Source organism: Nonomuraea sp. NPDC054003, assembly GCF_055585125.1.
The window spans coordinates 304,482-329,482 of the sequence record NZ_JBVJKR010000001.1; the positions used below are offsets into that span (position 1 = coordinate 304,482).

Sequence of the window (25,001 nt, forward strand, 5' to 3'; positions counted from 1 at the left end):
TCAGGCCGGTTCGTTGCCCGGCTTCCACTTGATGCCGCAGCCCAGCGACGGCGTCTGGTCGTCCTCGACGGGTTTGCCGGCCAGCAGCGCGTCGACGGCGGCCCGGAGCGAGGCGCCCGTCACCGGGACCTTGTTGCCCGGCCTGGCGCCGTCGAACTCGCCCCGGTAGGCCAGCTTCAGAGCGGCGTCGTACAGGAAGAAGTCGGGCGTGCAGGCCGCGCGGTAGGCCTTGGCCACCTCCTGCGTGTCGTCGAGCAGGTAGGGGAAGGTGAAGCCGGCCCTGGCCGCCTGCTCGGCCAGGTGTGTGGGATCGTCGTCGGGGTAGTTCACGCTGTCGTTGCTGCAGATCGCGACGACCGAAAGGCGGGAGCCGTATTCGGCGGCCAGCTGCCCGAGCCCGTGCTCGATGTGGCGGACGTAGGGACAGTGGTTCGACAGGAAGATCACGAGGGTGGCGGGGGAGCCTTCGAGGTCGGCGAGGGACACACTGCCGCCGTCGACGGCCGTCAGGTCGAAGTGCGGTGCGGGTGTGCCGAGCGGAACCATGAACGAATGCGCAGCCATGTCTCCCATTGTCGCCGGTCGTCCCTGTCGGAGGTGAATCCATGGAAGGCATCGCCCGGTTCCGGTCGACGGTGTTCGACTGCCCGGACCCGTCGGCTCTGGCCCGGTTCTACTCGCGCCTGCTCGGCTGGCCGATCACGGACGAGGACGACGGCTGGGTGGTGGTGAGCGACGGCGGATCGCCGGACCGGCTGGCGTTCCAGCTGGTGGAGGACTACCGGCCGCCGATGTGGCCGGAGGGAGAGCGGCCGCAGCAGCTCCACCTCGACGTTCTGGTGGACGATCTCGACGACGCGGAGAAGCGAGTGCTGGAGATCGGCGCGACCAAGGCGGAGGTCCAGCCGAGCGAGGACGACGCTTTCAGGGTCTTCCTCGACCCGGCCGGACACCCGTTCTGCCTGACGGTCTAGCGGGCCGACCGCGCCAGCAGTTCGACCGCCTCGCTCAGGTCGCCGGAGGCCAGCTCGTGGTCCGCCCGCGCCTGCAGGTCGAACCGCTTGCCGGCCGCCTGGGCGGCGTCCCTGGCCACCGAGACGACCGTGTCACCCTGCTGGAAGGTGGCGCTGCGCGACCGTTCGAGCAGCGCCGCTGCCGTCTGCACGGCCGCGGTGCTCCGGATGGTGCCGCCGGGGTGCCAGTTGCCGGGCCGGAGCGCCGGGGTCAGCGCCGCCGCCGCTGCCTTCGCCGGTCCGTCGCCCTTGAGCAGCCGGTCGCGTACCAACTTGAGCCGTTCGCGGCCGGAGTCCGTGCGCAGCCCCCACCCGTACGGGTAGAGCGGGTCGTAGGAGGCGTCGCCGACGTTGATCGGCACCTGCTCCTCGCCGCGGAACCAGGTGAACGGGAGCCGCCCGGTGTACGGGACCGCGCCGAACAACGGGTCGGCCACACCGTCGCCCTCGGTGCCCGGCAGCCAGGCCGCCACCACGGCCTCCACTTGCGACAGGTCGCCGAGCAGCAGCGGCCGGCCGGAGACGACCAGCACCACGCAGTCCATCGCCCCGCACACCCGGTCGATCGCGGCCCGGTCCGCGCCGGTCAGGTTCAGCGTGCGCCCGTTGACGCCCACGTCGCCCTGGCCTTCCGCGTACGGGGTCTCGCCGACGACCACCACGCCCACGTCGTGCCCGTCGAGCGGCGCCGAGGCGTCGCGCGAGTAGGTGACGGACGGGGCGCGCTTCCGGATCGCCGACAGGATCGTGGTGCCGGGCGTGATCGGCCCGGACGAGCCCTGCCAGGTGATGGTCCAGCCGCCGGACTGGTTGCCGATGTCGTCGGCGTTCGAGCCCGCCACGTACACGCGGGCGTCCCGGTCCAGCGGCAGCAGGCCGCCGTCGTTCTTCAGCAGCACCTGCGAGCGGGCGGCGGCCTCGCGGGCCACCTCGCGGTGCGCGGGCGAGCCCACCTCGGCCAGCCGTGACCGGTCCGCGTACGGGCGCTCGAACAGGCCCGCCTCAAACTTCTGGGTGAGGATCCTGGCGACCGCGTCGTCGATCCGCGACATCGGGATCCGCCCGGCCCGCACCTCGGCCTTCAGCGCGCCGACGAACTCCTGGTACGCGTACGGCACCATGATCATGTCCAGCCCGGCGTTGACCGAGGTCCGCACGTCGCTCGCGTAGTCGCCGGGGATCTGGTCGATCGCCTGCCAGTCGCTGACCACGAACCCCTTGAACCGGAGCCGGCCCTTCAGCACGTCCGTGATCAGCTCCCGGTGCGCGTGCATCTTCAGCGGCCCGTCGCCGGAGTCCACGCTGGAGAACGACGGCATGACCGTCGCCACCTCCCGCTCGACCGCCTCGGCGAACGGCGACAGGTGGATCGCCTCCAGCTCGGCCCGGCTCACCTCGGTGACGCCCTGGTCGATGGTGTAGTTCCCGGTCGTGGACGAGCCGTACGTGGTGCCGCCGTCGCCGACGTAGTGCTTGGCGGTGGCCAGGACGCCGTTCTCCTGCATCCCGTCGATGATCGTCGCCATCCGCTTCACCAGCGCGGGGTCCTCGCCGAAGGACTCGTACGCGCGACCCCACCGGTCGTCGCGGGACACGCACAGGCACGGCGAGAAGTTCCACGGGACGCCGGTCGCCTTCACCTCGCGTGCCGTGATCTTCCCCGTCCGCTCGGTGAGGGCGGGGTCGCGGGCGGCGCCCAGCCCGACGTTGTGCGGGAAGATCGTCGCCCCGACCACGTTGTTGTGGCCGTGCACCGCGTCCACGCCGTAGATGAGCGGGATCTGCAGCCGGGTCTGCCGGGCGCGGAGCTGGAAGCCGTCGATCATGTCCGCCCACGCCTCGGGCGTGTTGGTGGCCGGCGTGGACCCGCCGCCCGACAGGAGCGAGCCGAGCAGGTATGCGGCGATGTCGTTCTGGCTGCCGAGCGCGCCGCGCTCGGCCTGCGTCATCTGCCCGGCCTTCTCCTCCAGCGTCATCCGGCCGAGCAGGTCGGCCACCCGCTGTCTGACGGGCCTGCGTTCGTCCAGGTACGGCAGGCCGTGCGCGTCGATGACGACGACCGGGTTCTCGGCCGGCGGCCTGACGCCCTCGCCCGACAGCAGGATCGGGATGGTCTCGGCCACCTCGGCGTCGCGGTCGCCCTTGGTCCTGACCAGGAACGATCTGGCCGTGCCCGAGGGGGTGCCCTCCGGGAAGGTGAGCGTGCCCGCGGCGGGGGTGTAGTCCTCGCCGGGCGTGGCGGTGCCGGCGCCGGTGGCGTAGTGCACGGTCAGGTCCGAGGGGAGCGGCCCGCCGGTGGCCGTGCTGACGGACACCCGCACCTCGGCCGAGCCGCGCTCCTTGACCGGGTAGACCGGCTCGTCGGTGGCCAGCCGGACCGGCCGGGGCGGCGCCGTCCCGTACACCTGGACGTCGTCCCAGAGCAGCGTGCCCGAGGAGGCGGCGGGGAGCCGCATCGAGTAGCCCCACATGGCGATCAGGTCCAGCTCGCCGTCGGTGGGCGAGCCGCCCGGCTGGTAGTCGGCGCGGCGGGTGAAGTCCGCGAACGGCACGCTGACCTGCCGCCAGCCGGCGGTGTCGTCGGTGAACGACGACTCGAACAGCTCGGCGCTGCCCGCGCCGCCGCCTCCGTCCTTGACCTCGAAGAAGACGCGCTGGCCGGTGCCCGCGCCCTTCACCCAGAACGAGAATCCCTCGTACGGTGACCAGTCCTGAGCGGCGGTCAGGTCGTGCGACCAGCCGCCCCACTGGCTGACCGTGTAGACGGTGCTCAACGCCCGGTTGCCCGCCGCCGCGCCCGGACGGTCGTCGGCGGGGGGCACGGTGAGCGTGGGGGTGGAGGCCGCGTCGTTGCCCCAGCCGGTCACGCCGGGCGGCAGGGTGGCGGACTCGAAGTCGGTCACGGTGTGCGGCTCGGCGGACGCCTGCACGGGTGGTGCCACCAGGAGCGAGGCGAGCACGGCCGCCGCGGCCCACAGCGGAGTTCTTAATCGGATCACTGAACCTCCCAGAGAGCGCTCTCTCCAAGAGATCGGACGCGGGCCGTGGTTCATAACAGACGTTTCTTGACGAGAGTGAACCAGAGGCGCAAGATGGCCTTATTCAACGATTGATGAAATCTGGTGAGAGCGATGACCGGACACTGCGTCATCATCGGGGGCGGCCCCGCCGGCATGGTCGCCGGGCTGCTGCTCGCCCGGGCGGGCGTGCGGGTGACGGTGCTGGAGAAGCACGCCGACTTCCTGCGGGACTTCAGGGGCGACACCGTCCACCCGTCGACGCTCGCCCTGCTCGACGACCTGGGCCTGGGCGACCGGTTCGACCGGCTGCCCCAATATCACATCACCGAGATCGCGTTCCCGGCCGCCGACGGGCCGGTGGTCATCGGAGACCTGTCGCGGCTCAAGGTACGCCGCCCGTACATCGCCATGGTCCCGCAGTGGGACCTGCTGAACCTGCTGGCCGGGGCCGCCCGCGAGGAGCCCGGCTTCACCCTGCGGATGCGCACCGAGGTAACCGGTCTCATCCACGAGGGCGGGCGGATCGCCGGTGTGCGCTACCGCACCGCCGGCGGACAGGACGGGGAGATCCGCGCCGACCTGACCCTGGCCTGCGACGGCCGCTGGTCCCTCGCCCGCCGCGGGGCCGGTCTGCGCGTCAAGGAGTACGGGGTGCCGTTCGACGTGTGGTGGTTCCGGCTGCCGCGCGACCGGGAGAACGGCATAGGGGCGCTCGTCCCGCGCGTCGTCGGCGACCGCCTGCTCATCGTCCTGCCCCGCGAGACCCACTTCCAGGTCGGCTACCTCGGCCCCAAGGGCCACGACCGCGAGTTCCGCGCCCGCGGGCTCGGACCCCTCCGCCGCGAGATCGCCGCGGCGGTGCCCGCGCTGGCCGGCGAGGTGGACGAGCTGACCTCGATGGACGACGTCAAGCACCTGGACGTCCGGCTCAACCGGCTGACCCGCTGGCACGCCGACGGGCTGCTGTGCATCGGCGACGCGGCCCACGCCATGTCGCCGGTCGGCGGCGTCGGCATCAACCTGGCGGTCCAGGACGCGGTCGCCGCCGCGACGCTCCTGGCCGGACCCCTGCGCAAGGGGCGGCCCACGCCCGCGGCGCTCGCCCGCGTCCGCGCCCGCCGCCTCATGCCGACGGTGGCCGTGCAGACCCTCCAGCGGCTGCTGCACCGGGCGTTCACCCTGCGGGTCATCCAGGGCACCTGGTCGGGGCCGCCCAGGTCGCTGGTGTGGCTCATGCGCCGCTTCCCGGCTCTCTCGTACGTCCCGGCGTACCTCATCGGCGTCGGCCCGCGCCCCGAACGCGCCCCCGCCTTCGCCCGCCGCCTGCCCGAGAAGACCTCGACGGGTACGTGAGCAGGCATGAGCTCACGGACCGAGGATCACCGTCTCCTCGGTCGCTGTCGTCTCGCCCCCGGCATGCGCCGTGAACGCGGCGCCGCCGGCGAAGGACATGATCAGCGCGGCTGCCACCACGACGACCCGGCACAGGCGTCCCCGGACCGCCGCTGGGGCCGCCGTGCCGGCGGCGATCTCCGCACGGGCGGTCACCCACGATCGCGCGTCGTCCCCGTCGAGACCGCAGGCCCTGACGAACGTCACGAGGAGCTCCTCGCGCGGCAGCCGGTCCCTGCCGAGCATGGTGGAGGCGGTGGAGTAGGGCGGGACGTCGCCGGCTTCCTGGCGCGCACACTGCCCGACGGGTCAGGCGGCACCGTCATCACCGCACACGGCGACCGGATCACCTACTGCGAGGGCTTCGGCCTGGCCGACCGCGCCGCGCGGATTGCCGCCACCTGCGACACCGTGTACGACGTCATGTCGATCACCAAGCAGTTCACCGCGGCCGCGATTCTGAAGCTGGAGGCGATGGGGGAGCTCCGGGTGACCGACCCATCAGCGCGCATCTCGGGCCGCTCCCCGGCGGCGAGCGCGGCATCACCCTGCACCACCTGCTGACGCACACCGCGGGCCTGCGGGAAGCGCTCGGTGACGACCACGACCCGGTGTCGCGCGACGACCTGCTGGCCGGACCGCCACCGGGTCGCCGTCGAGTACGTCGCCCGGGGGAGCGACCGTGGCCGGCCGTACGAGCATCCGTGGGCGGACGACGGCCCGCACTGGAACCTGCGGGGCAACGGCGGCATGCTGTCGACCGCACGTGACCTGTTCCGCTGGCACCGCGCGCTGACCGGCGACGCCGTCCTGCCGGCGGGCGCCAGGAAGAAGCTCTTCACCGCGTACGCGCCGGTGCCGGACTCGGACGAGTCGTACGCGTACGGCTGGAACATCCGCGGCACCGGCGACGGCCGGATCGCCTGGCACGACGGCGGCAACGGATGGTCGCCGACGAACTACGCGCTGTCCCCGGGCGACGGCACGATGGCCTTCTGGGTCAGCAACCACGCCTACCGGCGGGGAGTGTGGAACTTCGAGGACCTGGAGCCGGACCTGACCCTGGACCTCCTGGCACGCGCCCGTGAGACCCGCCCCGGAGACCGGGACGGGTGACATGGGACCCGGCTCAGCCTTCCGGCGTCGCGGAGGCGGGCGCGGGAGCGGAGGCCAGGGCGCCGCCGACGGCGCCGATGGTATGGGTGAGACGGACCCCGGAGCCGTCGCGGCGGCCGAGCTCCTCAGGCAGTGGCACCGGCTTGCCCACCGGGGAGACCGCCCTGGCCGGCGCCGGGCCCGCCCAAGCCAGCAGCAGCACGTCCTCGCCCTTCAGGAACCGCTGGGCGCGCACCCCGCCCGTGGCCCGGCCCTTGGCCGGGAAGTCGGCGTAGTCGGACACCTTGCCGCCGCCGATCTGCGTGCCGGGAAGCGCGGTGGACGAGCCCGCCACCGTCACCACCCGGGCGGGCCTGGACGGGTCGACCACGCCGAACCAGATCACCCGCGCGGCGCCGTCGAGGCGGACGCCCGCCATGCCGCCCGCCGGCCGCCCCTGCGGCCTGACCAGCGACGCCGGGAAACGCAGCAACTGGGCCTCGGACGTGATGAACACCACGTCATGCTCCTCGGACTCCAGCTCGACGGCGCCCACCACCGTGTCGCCGTCCTTGAGCGTGATCACCTCGAAGTCGTCGCGGTTGGCGGGGTATTCGGGCACCACCCGCTTGATCACGCCCTGCGCCGTGCCGAGCGCCAGGCCCGGCCCCGACGGGTCGAGCGAACCCAGCCCCACCACGGTCTCGCCGGGCTCCAGCGACACGAACTCGGAGACCGGATGCCCGCCCGACAGGGTCGGCGGGGCGGCCGAGGCGGGCAGCGTCGGCAGGTCGACCACCTGGACGCGGATGAGCCGGCCCTGCGACGTCACCACCCCCACCTCGCCCCGCACGCTCGTGCGGACGGCGGAGACCAGCACGTCGTGCGGCGAACGGCCGCCCTCGGCCGCCAGCGGCTCGGCGTCGGCGGTGCGCGCCAGCAGGCCCGTGGACGACAGCAGCGCCAGGCACGGGTCGTCGGCCACCTGCAGCGACACCACCGGGGTGCGGGTCTGCCCGGAGGCCTCACGCAGCTCGGTGCGGCGCGGCGTGCCGTACTTCTTCGACACCTCGGCCAGCTCGCCGGAGACCACCTGGCGCAGCCGCGTCTCCGACGAAAGGATCGCGGTCAGCTCGGCGATCTCCTCGGTGAGCGTCTCCTTCTCGCGGTCGAGCTCCAGCTTGTCGTAGCGGGTCAGGCGGCGCAGCGGCGTGTCGAGGATGTAGGAGGCCTGCACCTCGGTCAGGTCGAACACGCTCATCAGCCGCTCGCGCGCCTGCGCCGAGTCGTCGGACGCGCGGATCACCTGGATGACCTCGTCGATGTTGAGCAGCGCGACGATCAGGCCGTCGACCAGGTGGAGCCGGTCCTCGCGCTTGCGGCGCCGGAACTCCGAGCGCCGCCGGACGACCTCCAGCCGGTGGTTCACGTACACCTGGAGCAGCTCGCGCAGGCCGAGCGTGCGCGGCTCGCCGTCGACCAGCGCGACGTTGTTGATGCCGAAGGTCTCCTCCATCGGCGTCAGCCGGTAGAGCTCCTCCAGCACCGCCTCGGGGATGAAGCCGTTCTTGATCTCGATGACCAGGCGCAGGCCCTTGTGCCGGTCGGTGAGGTCCTTGAGATCGGCGATGCCCTGCAGCTTCTTGCTGGTCACCAGCTCTTTGATCTTGGTGACCACGCGCTCGGGGCCGACGTTGTAGGGCAGCTCGGTGACGACGATGCCCTTGCGGCGCGGGGTGATCTGCTCGACCGTGCAGGTGGCCCGCATGCGGAAGGTGCCGCGCCCGGTCTCGTAGGCGTCGCGGACGCCCTGCAGGCCGATGATGGTGCCGCCGGTCGGCAGGTCGGGCCCGGGCACGAACTTCATCAGCTCGTCGAGCGTCGCCGCCGGCTTCTTGATCAGGTGGCGGGCGGCGGCGACGACCTCGGTCAGGTTGTGCGGCGCCATGTTGGTCGCCATGCCGACCGCGATGCCGGTGGTGCCGTTGACCAGCAGGTTGGGGAACGCCGACGGCATGACCGTCGGCTCCGTCTCCTGCCCGTCGTAGTTGGGCTTGAAGTCGACGGTGTCCTCGTCGATCGACTCCACCATCAGCATCGCCGCCGGGGCCAGCCTGGCCTCGGTGTAACGCATGGCCGCGGGCAGGTCGTCGGGCGAGCCGAAGTTGCCGTGGCCGTCGACCAGCGGCAGCCGCATCGAGAACGGCTGCGCCAGCCGCACCAGCGCGTCGTAGATGGCGCTGTCGCCGTGCGGGTGGAGCTTGCCCATGACGTCGCCGACCACGCGGGACGACTTGACGTGCCCCCGGTCGGGCCGCAGGCCCATCTCGCTCATCGAGTAGAGGATGCGCCGCTGCACCGGCTTGAGGCCGTCGCGGGCGTCGGGCAGCGCCCGCTGGTAGATGACGGAATAGGCGTACTCGAGGAAGCTCGTGCGCATCTCGGACGACACGTCGATGTCGACGATGCGCTCCTCGAAGTCCTCGGGAGGGGGTGCGGTGCTGCGTCGGGCCATGTCGAACATTGTGCCGAAGAAAAGAGGGTGCGTGCGACTCCATCGCCCCGGCTCGGAATCGTCGGCCGGACCTGGTAACAAGGAACCCATGATTGACGCCCCCGACGCGGCGATGCTGCGCGAAGAGGCCGAGGAGAAGCTGCGGGCGCTGGCGGGCGAGCACGCCCGGTTGCGTGACGACCAGTGGACCGCCATCGAGGCGCTCGTCGTCGACCGCCGCCGGGTGCTCGTCGTGCAGCGCACCGGCTGGGGCAAGTCCGCGGTCTACTTCGTGGCCACCGCCCTGCTGCGCGAGCTGGGCGAGGGGCCCACCGTCATCGTCTCGCCGCTGCTCGCCCTCATGCGCAACCAGATCGCCGCCGCCGAACGCGCCGGCATCCGCGCCGTGACGATCAACTCGGCCAACCCCGAGGCGTGGGAGGAGGTCTACGGCGAGGTCGCCGCCGGCCAGGTCGACGTGCTCCTGGTCAGCCCCGAGCGGCTCAACAACCCCGACTTCCGCGACAACGTCCTGCCCGAGCTGGCCGAGAGCGCCGGCCTGGTCGTGGTCGACGAGGCCCACTGCATCTCCGACTGGGGCCACGACTTCCGCCCCGACTACCGCCGCCTGGCCACGCTGTTCGAGGAGCTGCCGCCCGGCATCCCGGTGCTCGCCACCACCGCCACGGCCAACGCCCGCGTCACCCGCGACGTCGCCGAGCAGATGGGCGAGGACACCCTGGTCCTGCGCGGGCCGCTGGAGCGCGAGAGCCTCCACCTGAGCGTCGTCAGGCTTCCGAGCGCCGAGCAGCGGCTGGCCTGGCTGTCCCAGACCCTGCACGAGCTGCCCGGCTCCGGCATCGTCTACACCCTCACCGTCGCCGCCGCCCACGAGATCGCCGGCCACCTGCGCGACCAGGGCCACGAGGTGGCCGCCTACTCCGGCCAGACCGAGCCGGCCGAGCGGCTGGCGGCCGAGGAGGCGCTGCTCGCCAACAAGATCAAGGCGCTGGTGGCGACGAGCGCGCTCGGCATGGGCTTCGACAAGCCCGACCTCGGGTTCGTCGTCCACGTGGGCGCCCCGCAGTCGCCGGTCGCCTACTATCAGCAGGTCGGCCGGGCCGGGCGCGGCGTCGAGCGGGCCGAGGTGATCCTGCTGCCCGGCACCGAAGACCGCGACATCTGGGCCTATTTCGCCTCCCTCGCGTTCCCGCCCGAGCCGGTCGTCCGCACCGTGCTCCAGACGCTGGAGGAGCGGGGCGTCATGTCCACCCCCGCCCTGGAGACCGCCGTCGACCTGAGCCGCAGCCGCCTGGAGATGATGCTCAAGGTGCTCGACGTCGACGGCGCGGTGCGCCGGGTCAAGGGCGGCTGGGAGGCCACCGGCGAGCCGTGGGCCTACGACGCCGAGCGCTACTCCCGCATCGCCGCCGAGCGCAGGGCCGAGCAGGAGGCCATGCTGGGCTACCTCACCACCGACCGCTGCCGCGAGCACTACCTGCGCGAGCTGCTCGACGACGAGGCCGCCGGGCCGTGCGGCCGCTGCGACAACTGCACCGGCCACCACCGCTCGCCCGGCATCGCCGCCCCGGCCGTCGAGCGCGCCCGCGAGCGGCTGGCCCGGCCCGGCGTGGAGATCGACCCCCGCAAGCAGTGGCCGACAGGGCTGGCCGACCTGTCCGGCAAGATCAAGCCCGAGCTCCGCGCCGAGCCCGGACGCGCCCTCGGCCGGCTGACCGACATCGGCTGGGGCAACCGCCTGCGCGACCTGTTCCAGGGCCCCGACGGGCCGATGCCCGACGACATGTTCGCGGCCGTGATCAAGGTGCTGTCCGCCTGGGAGTGGGAGCAGCGGCCGGTGGCCGTGGTCGGCGTGCCCTCCTCGGCCAGGCCGCTGCTGGTGCGCGCCTTCGGCGAACGGCTCGCGCAGGTCGGCCGCCTGACCTATCTCGGCGAGCTGGGCTACCGGTCGGGGCCGCCCGGCCGGCAGTTCAACAGCGCCAAGCGGGTCCAGGCCGTACGGGCGACGCTCGCCATGCCGAAGGAGCTGGGCGCCGCGGTGGCGGCGTGCGGCGGCCCGGTGCTGCTGGTCGACGACCGCGTCGACACCGGCTGGACCATGACCCTCGGCGCCGCCCTGGTCCGCCACGCGGGCGCCCCGGCCGTCCTCCCCCTGACCCTGGCCGTCACATCCTGATCAGCGCGCGCCCGGCTCGTCCCGTACACGGGGCTGATGCGCGCGCCCGGCTCGTCCCGTACGCGGGGCTGATGCGCGTCCGCGCCGGTCGGCGGCCCAGGCCTTGCCGATCAGCCCAGCCCGGCGAGCGCCGCCTCAGCCTCCCGTGTGAAGCGCCGTGCCGTAGGCCTCGCGCGTGAAGCGGGTGCTGCTTCAGCCTCTTGTGAAAGCGCGACGCCGCCACAGCCCTTTGCGGGAAGCGCCCACGCCGCCCTGGGCCTCTCGCGGGAAGCGCCGCGCCGCCCCGGGCGTCGTTGGTGATGCCGGCGTGCGGCAGTTTGCCTGTCACCTGCTCGCCTGACGTTGAACGCGCAGGTAGACGCCGCTCTCGCCGAGAAGCCGGGCGTCTCGTACGGCGACGGACCGGTGATCGCCGGGCAGTCACGGACGCGGGCAAGGCCAACTGAAGGCGCGACCCGCTGAAGGCGTGGCCTGCTGGAGGCGCGGCCCGTCTGAGGCAGGACCCGCCAGAGGCAGGACCCGCTAGAGGCGCGGGCGGGCGCCGAGGTGCACGATGGCCTTGGAGGCCAGGCTGCAGCCGGCGCTCAGCGACTCCGCCGCGGGCTTGCCCGCCAGCCACGCCGGCAGGAACCCGGCGCAGAACGCGTCGCCCGCGCCCGTGCCGTCGACGATGCGGTCGACCGGCTCGGCCGGCGCCCGCACCGGCTCGGGGCGGCCGTTGCCGTACCACAACGCGCCCTCGGCGTTCATCTTGATCACGACCTGCGGGAACCACGCGGTCAGCACCTTGGCCGCAGCCTCGGGATCGTCGCGGCCGGTCAGCACCTTGGCCTGGTCGGCGTTGGCGAACAGCAGCTTGGCGCCGCCCGTCCACTCCAGGAACGGCTCCGCGCCCGTACGCTCCAACGGGGCCGCGGAGGCGCAGTCGACGGAGATCGACATCCCCGCGCGGCGCGCCATGTCGAGCGCGGCGAGACCGGCCTCGCGCGAGCCCTCGTTGATCAGCGTGTAGCCGGACAGGTGGAGGTGGCCGCCGCCGAACAGGTCGCGCGGCAGGTCCTCGGGGGCCAGCGCCGCGTTGGCGCCGGGGTCGGAGAGCATGGTGCGCTCGCCCTTGTGCGTCACGAGCACCACGCAGGTGCCGGTGGGACGCTCCGGGTCCATGACGAGCCGGGCGTCGACGCCGTAGCCCATCAGCTCCATGTCGCGGTTACGGCCGGTGATGTCGGCGCCGCGGCGGCCGATGTAGGCCACCTCCGCGCCCTCGACCGCCAGCCACGAGGCGATGTTGGCGCCCGAACCGCCTCCGTGCATGGTCACGACCGCGGGTGTGTCGCTCGCTCTGGCGAGCGCATAACGGGCGCGCGCCACCGCGTCGGTCATGAGATCGCCCACCACGACGACCCGCGTCATGATGCCACCACCTTGCTTGCTGCTACAGATCGAGCCTGGCCACGGCAAAACTAACAGCTTCGGGGCTGCTCGTGGGGCGGACCCCCGACACCCGGCCTGAGTCGATGCACATCCGTTGCCCAATCGGGCCGGGGATTCTTGGCATGTGGGATGGGGGTTTAGTCTCGGGACTGTGGAGGCACAATATCCCGCTCACTGGGAAGCGGATGTCGTCCTGGCCGACGGCGGCACTGCTCACCTGCGCCCCATCAGGCCCGCCGACGCCGACCGGCTGCGCGCTTTCTACTCGCGGCTGTCCGACGAGTCCATCTACTTCCGGTTCTTCGGGCCGAGGCCGCGGCTGTCCGACCGCGAGGTGCGGTGGTTCACCAACGTCGACTACGTCGGCCGGGTCGCCCTGATCGCCACGATCGGGGCCGACATGGTGGCCGTCATCCGCTACGACCGCACCGGGCCGGGCGAGGCGGAGGTGGCGTTCCTGGTCGAGGACGCCCACCAGGGCAGGGGAGTGGCCTCGGTGCTCCTCGAACACCTGGCGGCGACCGCCCGCGAGCGCGGCATCGAGCGCTTCGTCGCCGACGTGCTGCCCGCCAACATGAAGATGATGGGCGTGCTCCGCCAGGCCGGCTACACCGCCGAGAGCCGGTTCGCCGACGGCGTGGTCCGCATGACCCTCGACCTGACGCCCACCGAGACCTCGACCGAGGTCACCATGGCTCGCGAGCACCGCGCCGAGGCCCGGTCCATCGCCCGGCTGCTGGCCCCCGGCTCGGTCGCGGTCATCGGCGTCTCACGCGAGCCGGGCGGCGTCGGCCAGACCGTGCTGCGCAACCTGCTCGCCGCCGACTTCACCGGCCCCGTCTATCCCGTGCACCGCGAGGCGCGCGCCGTGGCGGGCGTGCGCGCGTACCCGAGCATCGGCGCCATCGACGACGAGGTCGACCTGGCCGTGGTGGCGGTGCCCGCCGGCAGCGTGCTGGACGTCGTCGAGGAGTGCGCCGCCAAGGGCGTGCACGGGCTGGTCGTGGTCTCCTCCGGCTTCGGCGAGCTGGGCGAGGAGGGCCGCGCCAGACAGGACGAGCTGGCCCGCATCGCCCGCGCTCACGGCCTGCGCGTCGTCGGCCCCAACTGTCTCGGCATCGCCAACACCGACCCCGCCGTCAAGCTCAACGCCACCCTCGCCGCCACCGTCCCCGGCCGCGGCACGGTCGGCTTCTTCAGCCAGTCGGGCGCGCTCGGCACCGCGCTGCTGCAGCGGGTGGCGCAGCGGGGCATGGGCATCTCGTCGTTCGTCTCCGCGGGCAACCGGGCCGACGTGTCGGGCAACGACCTGTTGCAGTACTGGGAGGAGAACGACGCGACCGAGGTGATCCTGCTCTACCTCGAGTCGCTGGGCAACCCGCGCAAGTTCACCCGCCTGGCCAGGCGGATCTCCCGCAGCAAGCCGATCGTGGTGGTCAAGAGCGGCGGCACCCCCTCCGGCCACTCCGCCCAGGAGCTGGGGCTGCCCGACTCGGCGATCAGCTCGCTGTTCGAGCAGTCGGGGCTGATCCGGGTCGACGACCTGATCCAGCTCTTCGACGTCGGCCAGTTGCTGGCCTACCAGCCGCTCCCCGCCGGTCCGCGGGTCGCCGTGATCACCAACTCCGACGCGCTCGGCCTGCTCGCCGCCGACGCCTGCGTCGCCGCCGGTCTGTCGCCGCGCCCGCCGGTCAACCTGGGTGCGGCCGCGGGGCCGTCCGAGTTCGGTACGGGGCTCGCCGGCGAGCTGGCCTCACCCGAGGTGGACGCGGCCGTCGTCATCTACATGCCGCCCATCCCCGGTGACGCGGCCGGGGTGGCGGCCGAGCTGCTGAGGGTGTCGAAGGGCGCGTCGAAGCCGGTGCTGGCCACGTTCGAGGGATATCTCGGCATGCATCCGCATCTGCGGGCCGGGCCCGCGCCGGAACGCGGGTCCATCCCCTCGTACGCGGCCCCCGAGGAAGCCGTGCGCGCCCTCGCCCAGGCGGTCCGCTACGCCCGCTGGCGCGCCGAGCCGGCCGCGCCGCCCCCGGAACTGGAGGACGTCGACACCGCCCGCGTCCGCGCCCTCGCCACCGGGACACTCGCGGGCGCCCTCCCACCGGAACCCCCTGAGACCACCGGCACGCCCGAGACGGCCGACTCCGCCGAGGCGTCTCCCGAAGGTGGGAAGCGCTCGTCGGACGCTTCCGCTGCGGACGGTCCTCTGGAGGACTCCTCCGCCCCGCGTCCATCTTCGGCGGGGGATGCGGCCGGTGCCTCCCCGGAGGACGGTTCCGTCGTGCGGTCCGGTGATACGGAAGGGACATCGCATCCCCGCCCGTCCGGGAGCCCTTATCGGACGGGTGCTACGGAGGCCGTGCCGGGAGGCGGGAGGGCTCCGTACTTCGCGGCGGCCGGGCCGCCCGTGGAGGCCGACGCCGCGGAGCTGCTGGCCTGTTACGGGCTGACCGTCTGGCCCGCCGAGGCGGTCGGCTCGGCCGACGAGGCCGCACGGGCCGCCGAACGGCTCGGCTGGCCGGTCGTGCTCAAGGTGGCCGACCCCGAAGCGTCCCGCCGGGCGGGGACGGTACGCCTCGGGCTGCCGACCGCCGACGCCGTGCGGCACGCGTACGAGGAGTTCACCCGGCAACTCGGCGACGGCGTGGAGCTGGCCGTCCAGCGGATGGCGCCACAGCCGGCCGTGCCGACGGTGGTGAGCGTCGTCGACGACCCGGCGTTCGGCCCTGTCGTGTCGTTCGGGCTGGGCGAGGTGGCCGCCAGGCTGCTGCGCGACCGGGGCTTCCGGCTGGCGCCGCTCACCCGGGAGGACGCGGCGGGGCTGGTGCGTTCGGTGCGGGCCGCGCCGCTGCTGTTCGGCGAGTACGGTTACCCGCCGGTGGCGGTGGACGCCCTGGAGGACCTGCTCGTCAGGGTGAGCCGCCTGGCCCACGACCTGCCGGAGCTGGCCAGGCTGGACCTGGACCAGGTGCTCGTGGGTGAGGAGGGCGTGACGATCCTCGACGCCAGGGCCGTCCTGCGCACCCCCGCGGGCCCCCGCCTCGACGGCGGCCCCCGCAGGCTCAGCTAGCTCCCGGCCGCTCCGGCGTTCCCGTACGCGGTCGCGCAGACGTTATAGAGCGTTACATCCGGCGGGTGGTTGCACTGTGCGACCCTGGCAAACTGGATCCATGAGGGAAACCCGAGTCTCAGCCGCGGGCCTGCGTGAAGCGATCGAGCGCAGCGGCTACTATCCCGACCTCGTCACCGATGCGGTCGAATCCGCGCTGGGCAAGGAGGCCGTCACGGCCTTCGTGGTGCACCACGAGGCCACCTTCGATCCCGCGATGGAGGTGCGCAGGCACGTCACCGTCCTGGTGCTGACGGGCACGAGGCTCCTGGTGTGCCACACCGACGAGCACCCCGCCGTGGAGGGCGTCTCGACCGCGCACGCCTCCACGACCACCGAGGCCGTCCAGCTCGGCCGCATCCAGTCGGTGGCGGTCACCCGGGTGGTCCCCGAGCCGGCCTCGTACGTCCCCGGCGTCCCCCCGACGGAGGTGACGCTCACGATCGGGTGGGGCGCCATCTCCCACGTCGACCTCGAGCCCGCCACCTGCGGCGACGAGAACTGCGAGGCCGACCACGGCTACACCGGCGCCATCACCGCCGACGACCTCTCCCTCCGGGTCAGCGAGGCGGCCGACGGCCCAGAGGCGGTCACCCACGTCCTGGCCTTCGCCAAGGCCCTCTCCGAAGCCACCGCCCGCGCCGCCGCCTGACCGCGCTCCGCCACCCCGAGACGCCGTCGACGCCGTACCGGCCGCAACGGCGGCCGATGTCGTACACGGAGGCACAGCCACCGCGAGGCCCGGCTCCGAAGCCTTGCGGGATCTTCACCTGGGCCGCCGGCGAGCGGGACGGATAGGATCGGAGCATGACCATCGGCCCCCTCGTGCCGGCGTACGGAGCCGGGTCACTGCCCGATCTGTCCCGGTCGCTGCTGGCGTCGCTGGGCCTCGACGGGCCCAATCCCCTGGGCCTCCCGCCCGCCGAGCGCACCTGCCTGTTCCTGGTCGACGGCCTCGGCGCCGAGCTGCTGGCCGCGCACGCCGCCTCGGCGCCGTTCCTGGCGAGCCTGCTCGACAGGTCACGTACGCTCACCGCCGGATTCCCCGCCACCACCGTGACCAGCCTGTGCTCGCTCGGCACCGGCGTCTCGCCCGGCGAGCACGGGATGCTCGGCCTGACCCTGGCCGTCCCCGGCACCGGCCGCCTGTTCAACTGCCTGCGCTGGTCCGGGATGCCCATGGACCCTCTCGACTGGCAGCCCGCCGAGACCGTCTACCAGCGTGCCGCGGCCGCCGGCCTCGACGTCGTCTACGTGGCGCCCGCCGAGTTCGAAGGCTCCGGGCTGACCGGCGCCGTCTTCCGCGGCGTCCGCTACGCCGCGGCCGAGACCGTCGACGACCGGGTCGCCCGGGTGCTGGCCGAGCTGCGGCAGCCGCGCGCGCACGTCACCGTCTACTACGGCGACCTCGACGCGGTCGGCCACATGACCGGCTGGGGCACCGAGGAGTGGCTGGCGCAGCTGGCCATCGTCGACGCCATGGCCGAGCGCATCGCCGCGGGCCTGCCTCCCGGCTCCGCCCTCTACGTGACGGCCGACCACGGCATGGTCAACGCCTCGGAGAAGCTCGACGCCGAGGCCACCCCCGAGCTGGCCCACGGGGTGGCGATGCTCGGCGGCGAGGCCAGGGCGCGACACGTGTACGCGCTGGAGGGCGCCGCGGCCGAGGTGCTCGACGCCTGGCGCGAGGCGCTGCGCGGCCGGGCCTGGGTGGTGTCGCGTGAGGAGGCCGTCGAGTCCGGCTGGTTCGGGCCGCGCGTCCTGACCGAATGGCTGGGCCGCATCGGCGACGTGGTCGCCGTCCCCTACACCGACCTGGCCATCACCGCCCCGTCCACACACCGCATCGAGGCCCTCTTCACCGGCTACCACGGCTCGATGACCACGGCCGAGCAGAACATCCCGCTCCTGGAGGTGAGCACCCGGTGACCGGTCCGCTGATCACTCCGTCCGCCCTCGCCGCGCTCGGCGACGTCACCCTGCTCGACGTTCGCTGGCGGCTCGGCGGCCCGTCCGGCATGGACCTCTACCGCGAGGGCCACCTGCCGGGCGCCGTCTTCTGCGACCTCGACAGAGCTCTGGCCGGCCCGCCGGGCGAGGGCGGGCGCCACCCGCTGCCCGCCGTCGACGCGTTCGAGCGCGCGATGCGGCGGCTCGGCGTCTCCGGCGCGCGGCCGGTCGTGGTGTACGACGACACCGCCTCGACCGCGGCGGCCCGCGCCTGGTGGACGCTGCGCTACTTCGGACATCAGGACGTACGGGTCCTCGACGGCGGGTTGCCCGCCTGGGAGGCGGCCGGACTGCCGGTCGTCAAGGAGGAGCCCGTGCCCGCGCCCGGCGACTTCACGGCCAGGCCGGGCGGGATGCCCGTGCTCGACGCCGACCGGGCGGCGGCCCTCGCCTCCTCGGGAGTGCTGCTCGACGCCAGGGCCGCCGAACGCTACCGCGGCGAGGTCGAGCCGATCGACCCGGTGGCCGGCCACATCCCCGGCGCGGTCAGCGCCCCGACCACGGAGAACGTCACTCCCGGCGGCACCTTCCTGGCCCCCGGCGAGCTGCGGGAGCGTTTCGCCGCGCTGGGCGCCCGCGAGGGGGTCGACGCGGGCGCCTACTGCGGCTCCGGCGTGACGGCCGCCCACCAGGTGCTGGCCATGGAGGTGGCCGGGCTGCCCGCGGCCCTCTACGTCGGCTCCTGGTCCCACTGGGTGACCGACCCGTGGAGACCGGTCGCCACGGGCTGACCGCCTGGTGGCTGGGCCGGGGCTCGGGTGTCGACGCCGGCTCGTCAGGTCAGCCGGTCGGCACGATGGGCCGCCTGTCGCGTTCCCGGTCGTCCTCGCCGTGGACCGGGACTGGTGCCCGGCCGATGTCGGCAGGGCACCCGGCGTCCGGCTCGCGGTGGATGAGAGGCTGGTCGCCGGCGCCGAAGCAGGTGAAGGCGGTGATGCCGGTCCGCGCCGAGGCGTACGCGAGCGCGGACGCCGGGGTGTGACCCGCGGCGAGCAACTCGTGGAAGCGGCTCATCACGGCCAGCGCGTCCTCGTCGCACACCGGCACCATCCCGGCCACCACGCACGCCGTCCCCTGCGCCAGGAACGCGCCCGCGAGGCCCAGCGGCGCGCCGTCCGTGGGCGTCCTGGCCATGCCGGAGTCGCACGCCGACAGCACCACCAGCCTGGCCGTACGCGAGCTGCCGAGCAGGTCGTAGGCCATGAGCGGGCCGTCTTCGAGCGTGATGCTCGACAGCAGCGGGCTGCGGGCGTGGAACACCCCGTGCGCCGCCAGGTGCACCACGTCACAGGAGGCCAGCGCGGCCAGCACGGCGTCGCGCCGGGCGGCCACCGGTCGCGCCCCCGGATGGCAGGCCACCACCCGGTCCCTCTCCTCGTACGCGTGCGCCAGCCCCGGCCCCGCCGCCGCAACCACCTTGAGCGGCCCCGACCCGGAGTCGCCAGAAAGCCCCGCCCAGGAATCGACTGAAGAGCCGACCGGATGCGCGGCCCCCGAAAGCACGACGCCATCAGAGTCCCCCGCCCCCGGAACACCGGCGGGCGGTGTGGTCCCGGCTTCGGGAGGGGCGGTGGGTGGGGTGGTTCCCGGAGCCGGAGTTCCTGCCGGGCCGGCGGGTGGTGTCGCTGCCGTTTCCGGAGAGGTGGTCCTCGGTGGGCCGGTGGGGCGGGTCATGACCCGAGGGCCGGGTGGGCGACGGGTTCGGAGCAGGGCGGGGTCGCGGGTGGCGGCGAGCCAGGAGCGGGCGCTGGCCGCCACCGTCACCGGGCGCTCGCGCAGGCAGGGGAGCGCTGCCCAGGGCAGGGTGTGCAGGATGCCCGTGGGCACCACCACCAGGGGACGCTCGCCCAGCTCGGCGGCGAGCGGGGCCAGCAGGAGCAGCTCCAGCTCCGACCCGGCAGCCGCGACCGGCTCGGCCCCCGCCGCCCCGTCGTGCAGGGCCGACCGGCGCAGCGAGTAGCGCAACCGGATCAGCGCCTCCTTGACCGGCCGCAGCGCGCCCAGAGGCCGCAGCGCCAGCCGCTGCCCCGTCACCACCACGGCGAACAGAGAGCTGTCGTCCGTGACGTATTCCACCAGCGCGGCCCGCCCCAGCGCCGCCCGCACCTCGGGCAGGCCCGCGCCGTGCGGCGAGCGGGCGTGGGCCGGCGCCGTGACGGCCCGCCAGCGCTCCGCCCACTCGAACACCTCCTCGGCGCACCCGTCACGCACCGCCAGCCGCAGCCCGAAGGCCGCCAGCCGCCCGCCGGCCCGGGCCGCGTGCGCCCGCAGCGACGGGTCGTCCAGGCTGTCGATCTGGCCGCCCATCCCGGCCAGCCCTTCCTCCACGGCACGGAACGCGGCCGGGACGTCCTCCCGCAGCGCCGCCTCCAAGGCCAGGGCGTGCTGGCGCACCAGGGGCGGCACCTGCCCCGCGGCGGCGTAACCCGCCTGCGCAGGCGAGGCCAGCGGGGTGCGGCGGCCGCCCGGCGGGAGCCACCGCTCGCGACCGGGCTGCTCCGTCAGCCGTGACAGCTGAGCCGAGGCCGCGGCGCGGTCGCCGAGCGCGAGCGCGGTCTCCGCCGCCGTCAGCCGCAGCGAGGCGCCCTCGGCCAGGTGGGCGGCGTCGCGTTCGAGGTCGTCCGCGCACCCGGCCAGCTCCGCCAGCAGCCCGGGCGTCGGCGGCTCCAGGACCAGGCGGGAGCGCAGCACCACCTCCCTGGCCAGCGGCAGCCAGGCCTGCCGGTCCTGCTCCGACAGCTCGCGCATGGCCCGCTCGGCCACCGTCATGGCCTCGCGAGCGTCGCCCGTCAGCAGCTCGACCTGGGCGAGCTTGAGCCGCGCCTCGGCCAGCGCCACCTGCGCCCCGGACTCCTCCAGATCGGGCACGGCCAGGCTGAGCAGCGCCCGCGCCTCCCCGGGCAGGTGGGCGGCCAGCAGCGCGCCCGCGAAGTCCGCCCGCATCGTCGCCAGCCGCTCGGGATAGCCCAACACCGGAATAAGACAGTTCTCCGACGTACCTTTGACCTGTAGGCAAGGCGGGTCAGAGGGAGACGGGACATGAGCAAGCGTGCGGTGATCCTCGCTCGGATCAGTGACGCCGAAGACGGCGAGACGGCCGGTGTTGACGATCAGGTCAAGGACATGCGGAAGTACGTCGCTCGCCGGGGCTGGACTCTCGACGAAGCTCACGTACTGATCGAGAACGACACTTCGGCTTTCAAGCGCCGGAAGATCCGACTCCCGAACGGGCGGACCGAACTCCGGACCGTCCGGCCGAAGTTCCGTCGCGCGCTCGAACTCCTCGAAGCCCGTCACGTTGACGTGTTGGTCGTGCTCGATCTCGACAGGCTCGCACGTCAGCCCCGGGACCTTGAAGACCTGATCGATCTCGTCGAAGCGTCGAACTTCGCCGTCACGTGCGAGTCGCTCACCGGCTCATGTCAGCTCACGTCCGACGCCGGTATCACCATGGCTCGGATCATGTGCGCTGTGGCGAACAAGTCGAGCAAGGACACGGCTCGACGCGTGAGCCGAGCCCGTCTGCGGCAAGCCGAAGAAGGCCGGTTCGGCGGCGGCCGTCGGCCGTTCGGCTTCGAGTCCGACGGCGTCACGATCCGGCCGGACGAAGCCGCTGAACTCGTCAGGATGGCTGACGCCGTGCTCGCCGGGATCTCACTCCGACAGATCGCCCTAGACCTTCGCGAGCGTGACCTGAAGACCACAGCCGGGCTTCAGTGGCTTCCGAGAACGGTCCGTGACGTTCTCCTTCGTCCCCGGAACGCCGGGCTCATGGTGCATAAGCCCGGCGACGGTCCCAAGCTCTACACGTCCGCCGACGTGATCGGTCGCGCACCGTGGGAACCGATCATTCCCGAAGAGACACTGTGGGCGATCACCGCGAAGCTTCGTGATCCGTCACGCCGGACGACTCCCGGACCGGCCGCCCGGTGGCTCGGGTCCGGCATCTATCGGTGTCCGTGCGGCAACGTCCTTCGCGTGCAGACGCAAGGCGTCGGCCGAGAAGGCGGGCTCTACCGGTGCAAGTTCCCCGAACCCGGCGTGAAGCACGCCAGCGCGCCACAAGCCGAGCTTGATCAGCTCGTCGAAGGTCTCGTGATCGAACTTCTGTCCCGTCCCGACGCCGCCGACTTGATCGCCGCACCGGCGAACGACGTTGACGTTCCCGCGCTCCGTTCGGAACTGATCGCGCTTCGCCAGCGCACGACGAACCTCGCTGAGGACTACGCCGAAGGGCTGATCGAGCGAGCCGCCATGCTCGCCGGTACGAAGCGGCTTCAAGCCAAGATCGAAGATATTGAACGCCGTCTCGCCGACGTCACCGACTCGTCTCCGCTCGCACCGCTCGTGACGGCTGACGACGTCGCCGCCGTGTGGTCCGGGCTCGGGATCGGGCACCGTCGCGCCGTCGTGGACGCGCTCATGACGGTCACGCTGAAGCCGGTCGGCAGCGGGAAGCGACCGAGCATCACGGAGCGCGTCGAGATCCGGCCGAAGGTAGCCTGATCACGCGTTGCGGTGACGCCGTACCGAGAAGCCCCCGGAGAGCACGGTTCCGGGGGCTTCGTCGTGTCCGGCACCGGCCGCCGTCGGCGCTCCCCTCAGCGGCGGACAGGGCACCGGCCGGACGGAGCTGAACGAGCCCACACCGGCCGCTGAGCGAGCGCTGAGGGGGTTCGAGCTGGACGGCGCTCCGACGGCCGGACAGAGCCGTTCAGGGCGGCCGGTGCCGTTGTGGAGTCGTGACAGACTTTCCAGCTTGCCAATCCGTCACGCATTCCTGAGCTGCGCCGTCGTGTAACTGTTCCGGTTCATGTCCGGCCGTTGTGCGAGCCCTACAAAAGGCGGCCGGTTTCGGGGCTGAGCGGGGCTTGACAATGTGGCACGTATTTGCGCTGGTCATAACTCCGGGCGTATGTTGGCACTGCAACGCCTTCCGAGAGTTGCCGGGTTGACCCAAAGGGAGTGACTTCCCGCCCGTACGGTCCGAGACGCCGAACGCCGGATCAGAATCCCCCGTCAGGGATTGGCACCGGACACGCTCTAAGTGTCTGGAGTCCCCGATGCCCATCACGGACGTTACCGCGAGCAAGCGCCGTCGTTCTCTCGTCGGAAAGCTCGCGAAGGCTTCGACTCGATACGGCGTCAATGACGCGACGGTCGAAGATTTGAAGCGCGAACTCAAGGCTGAGACTCTCGCCGATCACATTCGCGCTCTCGCCGACACATTCCCTCCGCTCACGGCGGAACAGCGCGAGCGTTTGAGCGCGCTCCTCCGTGGTGCGAGTGTCGAGACTCCGACGTATGACCTTCTCGACTCCGTTCCCTCCGCCACTGAGGGAGTCAAGGAAAAGCCCGGCGTTCACGCCGCGACGCGTCCCGAGTAAGCGACCAACGAAACGTTCTCAGAAATGCCAAAAGCCGCCCCACTCCCATAAGGCGGCTCCCGGCTCACTCAGCGCATAGACAGGATAAGCACATGTCAGCCTTGACTGCAAGGCAAAGTCTCGAAACCGTTCCCCCCACTCTCCGGAAGCGGTTCGAGCCCGTCGGCGGTGTATCTATTTCCGTTTCAAACGGGGAATGGGTCGCTGTCTACAAAGACGGAATCACTGATCCCGTTGTCGCATTCGACAACGCCGGGAACGCTCTCGTTCTTCGTCCCGAATGGGGCGCACTCGTTCGAGCGAACGCATGGAAGGGCTTCGTTCGCGTCGATCATGTCGAGTCCCCGAATCCCTCAGCGGCGGAAGGGACGGCGGCATGAGCGCGACCAACGGACACAGCTTCCGGTCATCTCTCGACGACTTCGACCCGTTCATTCCGCCGTCGAGAGACTCGGCGAGCGACGATCGTGTGTCGAAGCTCGAAGCTCAAATGAAGAAGGTCGGAACGTGGGCTCGGGACATTAACGAACTCGTCTCTCGTGGCGGCTCGTACTCGCCGAAGTCGTACGACGAAATCAAGGCGTACGAGAGGAATCGTGAGCGAGCCCGCCGAGAGGTAAGGCGCGAACTCGACGAAGAAGACGCGCTTAACACGCGCGAGCCGCTTCCCGTCGGAATCTCGCTCGCCGACCTTCTGAGCCGTCCGGCCGAAGAGATTCCGTACCGGATTCAGGGAGTGCTTCCGAAGGACGGTCGCGCGATCCTTGCCGCGCCGATGAAAGCAGGCAAGACGACGTTCGTCGGGAACCTCCTTCGCTCGCTCGCCGACGGCGATCCGTTCCTAGACCGATTCGACGTGAAGCCGGTTACCGGCCGAATCGTTCTCTTCGACTTCGAGATGCCCGAAGTTCTCATTCAAGAGTGGCTTCGTGCTCAGAACATCCGGAACATCAGTGCAATTCACATCCATTCAATGCGTGGACGTGGCGATCTCTTCAACATCCTTTCGCCGACGATCCGTGCAGAATGGGCTCGGATGATCAGGGATCTAGACGGCGAAATCATCATCGGAGATCCCATTAAACCCGTGCTCGACTCGCTCGGACTCTCCGAGCATGTCGAAGCCGGAAAGCTGCTCACGGCATTCGACGCTCTACTGAAAGAGAGTGAGGCAAGCGAAGCGGTATGGACTCACCACATGGGACACAACGGCGAGCGCTCTCGTGGTGACTCGACACTTCGCGGATGGCCCGACGTCGAATGGAAGCTCGTAACCGAACGAGACCAGAAGACCGGCGAACGTATCCCGAATACGCCGGTGTACTTCTGGGCATTCGGCCGCGACGTAGACGTTCCCGAAGCTGAGCTGAAGTACGACCGGGAGACGCGTCACCTGACTCTCGCCGATCCTCTCAATCCCGAGAGTCGAAGCCGTATGAACTCGGCGGAACGGAAGTCCGAAGACCGGAAGACAACGATCCTCGCTTACATCGAAGAGAACCCCGGATCGATAACTCAGGATCTCACCGACGCGAAGGTGTACCAGCCCCGAGACGCTTCACTTCTTCGGGCACTCGTTAAGGAAGGGCTCGTTCACTTCGTGAGGGACGGACGGGCGAAGTTCTATTACCCCGGACCGGCTCCCGAGAGCGACGAAGCCACAGCGGCGGAAGGGGAGACGGAGTGATCCCCACAGCGGTGGACGAAGTATCCATACATCCATACGAAGATCGCCCGTATGGATTCCGTATGAATGTATGGAACCTATCCATACATCCATACCGACCCTATAGGGAGGTATGGATGATGGACGGCGAAAGTGCAGGTCAACGAACTCGTATGGATAGCCC

At 71.7% G+C, this 25,001-nt stretch carries 17 protein-coding genes and 1 pseudogene; 12 read left to right on the plus strand and 6 right to left on the minus strand.

Annotated elements, in window-relative coordinates; genetic code table 11:
• The gene (locus ACZ6YG_RS01195; protein ID WP_148030170.1) at window positions 1–564 is read right to left on the minus strand and encodes a thioredoxin family protein; all 564 of its coding nucleotides are present in this window, start codon (window positions 562–564) and stop codon (window positions 1–3) included.
• A gap of 41 nt (window positions 565–605) precedes the next feature.
• On the opposite strand from ACZ6YG_RS01195, the gene ACZ6YG_RS01200 reads away from it, so the two are divergent.
• Window positions 606–974 carry a VOC family protein gene (locus ACZ6YG_RS01200; protein ID WP_466016864.1) on the plus strand — a complete coding sequence of 123 codons (369 nt, stop codon included), beginning with the start codon at window positions 606–608 and terminating at the stop codon, window positions 972–974.
• On the opposite strand, the gene ACZ6YG_RS01205 is transcribed toward ACZ6YG_RS01200, so the two are convergent.
• Window positions 971–4,012, minus strand: a complete 3,042-nt coding sequence (locus ACZ6YG_RS01205) for a glycoside hydrolase family 3 N-terminal domain-containing protein (protein WP_466016865.1) — start codon at window positions 4,010–4,012, stop codon at window positions 971–973. The genes ACZ6YG_RS01200 and ACZ6YG_RS01205 overlap by 4 nt on opposite strands.
• A gap of 132 nt (window positions 4,013–4,144) precedes the next feature.
• Here ACZ6YG_RS01205 and ACZ6YG_RS01210 point away from each other — a divergent pair, with 132 nt between their 5' ends.
• Complete coding sequence (locus ACZ6YG_RS01210) at window positions 4,145–5,386, plus strand: FAD-dependent oxidoreductase (protein WP_148030173.1); 1,242 nt, start codon at window positions 4,145–4,147, stop codon at window positions 5,384–5,386.
• A 12-nt stretch (window positions 5,387–5,398) separates the two neighbouring features.
• Here the strand turns inward: ACZ6YG_RS01210 and ACZ6YG_RS01215 are convergent, their stop codons facing one another.
• Entirely contained in the window at window positions 5,399–5,671 is a 273-nt protein-coding gene (locus tag ACZ6YG_RS01215; RefSeq protein ID WP_466017177.1) for a hypothetical protein, read from the minus strand.
• Window positions 5,672–5,794: 123 nt separating this feature from the next.
• Between ACZ6YG_RS01215 and ACZ6YG_RS01220 the strand changes: the two are divergent.
• Both ACZ6YG_RS01220 and ACZ6YG_RS01225 read left to right on the plus strand, forming a co-directional pair.
• Window positions 5,795–6,015 (plus strand): annotated as a pseudogene (locus ACZ6YG_RS01220) (serine hydrolase domain-containing protein); the annotation flags it as partial.
• Between the two features lie 4 nt (window positions 6,016–6,019).
• Window positions 6,020–6,541, plus strand: a complete 522-nt coding sequence (locus ACZ6YG_RS01225; RefSeq protein WP_466016866.1) for a serine hydrolase — start codon at window positions 6,020–6,022, stop codon at window positions 6,539–6,541.
• Between the two features lie 13 nt (window positions 6,542–6,554).
• Here ACZ6YG_RS01225 and ACZ6YG_RS01230 read toward each other — a convergent pair whose 3' ends face one another.
• On the minus strand, window positions 6,555–9,044 hold the full coding sequence (locus tag ACZ6YG_RS01230; RefSeq protein WP_219551807.1) for a DNA gyrase/topoisomerase IV subunit A: 2,490 nt from the start codon (window positions 9,042–9,044) through the stop codon (window positions 6,555–6,557).
• Window positions 9,045–9,123: 79 nt separating this feature from the next.
• On the opposite strand from ACZ6YG_RS01230, the gene ACZ6YG_RS01235 reads away from it, so the two are divergent.
• Window positions 9,124–11,211, plus strand: coding sequence for a RecQ family ATP-dependent DNA helicase (locus tag ACZ6YG_RS01235; protein WP_466016867.1), 2,088 nt, complete (start codon window positions 9,124–9,126; stop codon window positions 11,209–11,211).
• 522 nt (window positions 11,212–11,733) lie between these two features.
• Here ACZ6YG_RS01235 and ACZ6YG_RS01240 read toward each other — a convergent pair.
• Window positions 11,734–12,624 (minus strand): carbohydrate kinase family protein, encoded by an 891-nt coding sequence (locus tag ACZ6YG_RS01240; RefSeq protein ID WP_148030175.1) that lies wholly within the window; start codon window positions 12,622–12,624, stop codon window positions 11,734–11,736.
• A 172-nt stretch (window positions 12,625–12,796) separates the two neighbouring features.
• Between ACZ6YG_RS01240 and ACZ6YG_RS01245 the strand changes: the two genes are divergently transcribed.
• From ACZ6YG_RS01245 to ACZ6YG_RS01260, 4 genes are all read left to right on the plus strand, one after another.
• A complete protein-coding gene (locus ACZ6YG_RS01245) occupies window positions 12,797–15,715 on the plus strand; it encodes a bifunctional acetate--CoA ligase family protein/GNAT family N-acetyltransferase (RefSeq protein WP_466016868.1) in 2,919 nt (972 codons plus the stop codon).
• A gap of 100 nt (window positions 15,716–15,815) precedes the next feature.
• Window positions 15,816–16,406 carry a DUF5998 family protein gene (locus tag ACZ6YG_RS01250; protein WP_219551811.1) on the plus strand — a complete coding sequence of 197 codons (591 nt, stop codon included), beginning with the start codon at window positions 15,816–15,818 and terminating at the stop codon, window positions 16,404–16,406.
• A gap of 155 nt (window positions 16,407–16,561) precedes the next feature.
• Entirely contained in the window at window positions 16,562–17,683 is a 1,122-nt protein-coding gene (locus tag ACZ6YG_RS01255; RefSeq protein ID WP_397197711.1) for an alkaline phosphatase family protein, read from the plus strand.
• A complete protein-coding gene (locus ACZ6YG_RS01260; protein ID WP_466016869.1) occupies window positions 17,680–18,495 on the plus strand; it encodes a sulfurtransferase in 816 nt (271 codons plus the stop codon). The genes ACZ6YG_RS01255 and ACZ6YG_RS01260 overlap by 4 nt, the downstream gene beginning before the upstream one ends.
• A gap of 49 nt (window positions 18,496–18,544) precedes the next feature.
• Here ACZ6YG_RS01260 and ACZ6YG_RS01265 read toward each other — a convergent pair whose 3' ends face one another.
• The gene (locus ACZ6YG_RS01265) at window positions 18,545–20,737 is read right to left on the minus strand and encodes a CHAT domain-containing protein (protein ID WP_466016870.1); all 2,193 of its coding nucleotides are present in this window, start codon (window positions 20,735–20,737) and stop codon (window positions 18,545–18,547) included.
• Window positions 20,738–20,803: 66 nt separating this feature from the next.
• On the opposite strand from ACZ6YG_RS01265, the gene ACZ6YG_RS01270 reads away from it, so the two are divergent.
• The 3 genes from ACZ6YG_RS01270 to ACZ6YG_RS01280 all read left to right on the plus strand — a co-directional run bounded on the left by ACZ6YG_RS01270 (window position 20,804) and on the right by ACZ6YG_RS01280 (window position 24,838).
• Window positions 20,804–22,270 carry a recombinase family protein gene (locus tag ACZ6YG_RS01270; protein ID WP_466016871.1) on the plus strand — a complete coding sequence of 489 codons (1,467 nt, stop codon included), beginning with the start codon at window positions 20,804–20,806 and terminating at the stop codon, window positions 22,268–22,270.
• Window positions 22,271–22,827: 557 nt separating this feature from the next.
• Complete coding sequence (locus tag ACZ6YG_RS01275) at window positions 22,828–23,151, plus strand: hypothetical protein (protein WP_466016872.1); 324 nt, start codon at window positions 22,828–22,830, stop codon at window positions 23,149–23,151.
• Between the two features lie 376 nt (window positions 23,152–23,527).
• On the plus strand, window positions 23,528–24,838 hold the full coding sequence (locus ACZ6YG_RS01280) for an AAA family ATPase (protein ID WP_466016873.1): 1,311 nt from the start codon (window positions 23,528–23,530) through the stop codon (window positions 24,836–24,838).
• Window positions 24,839–25,001: the final 163 nt, after the last annotated feature.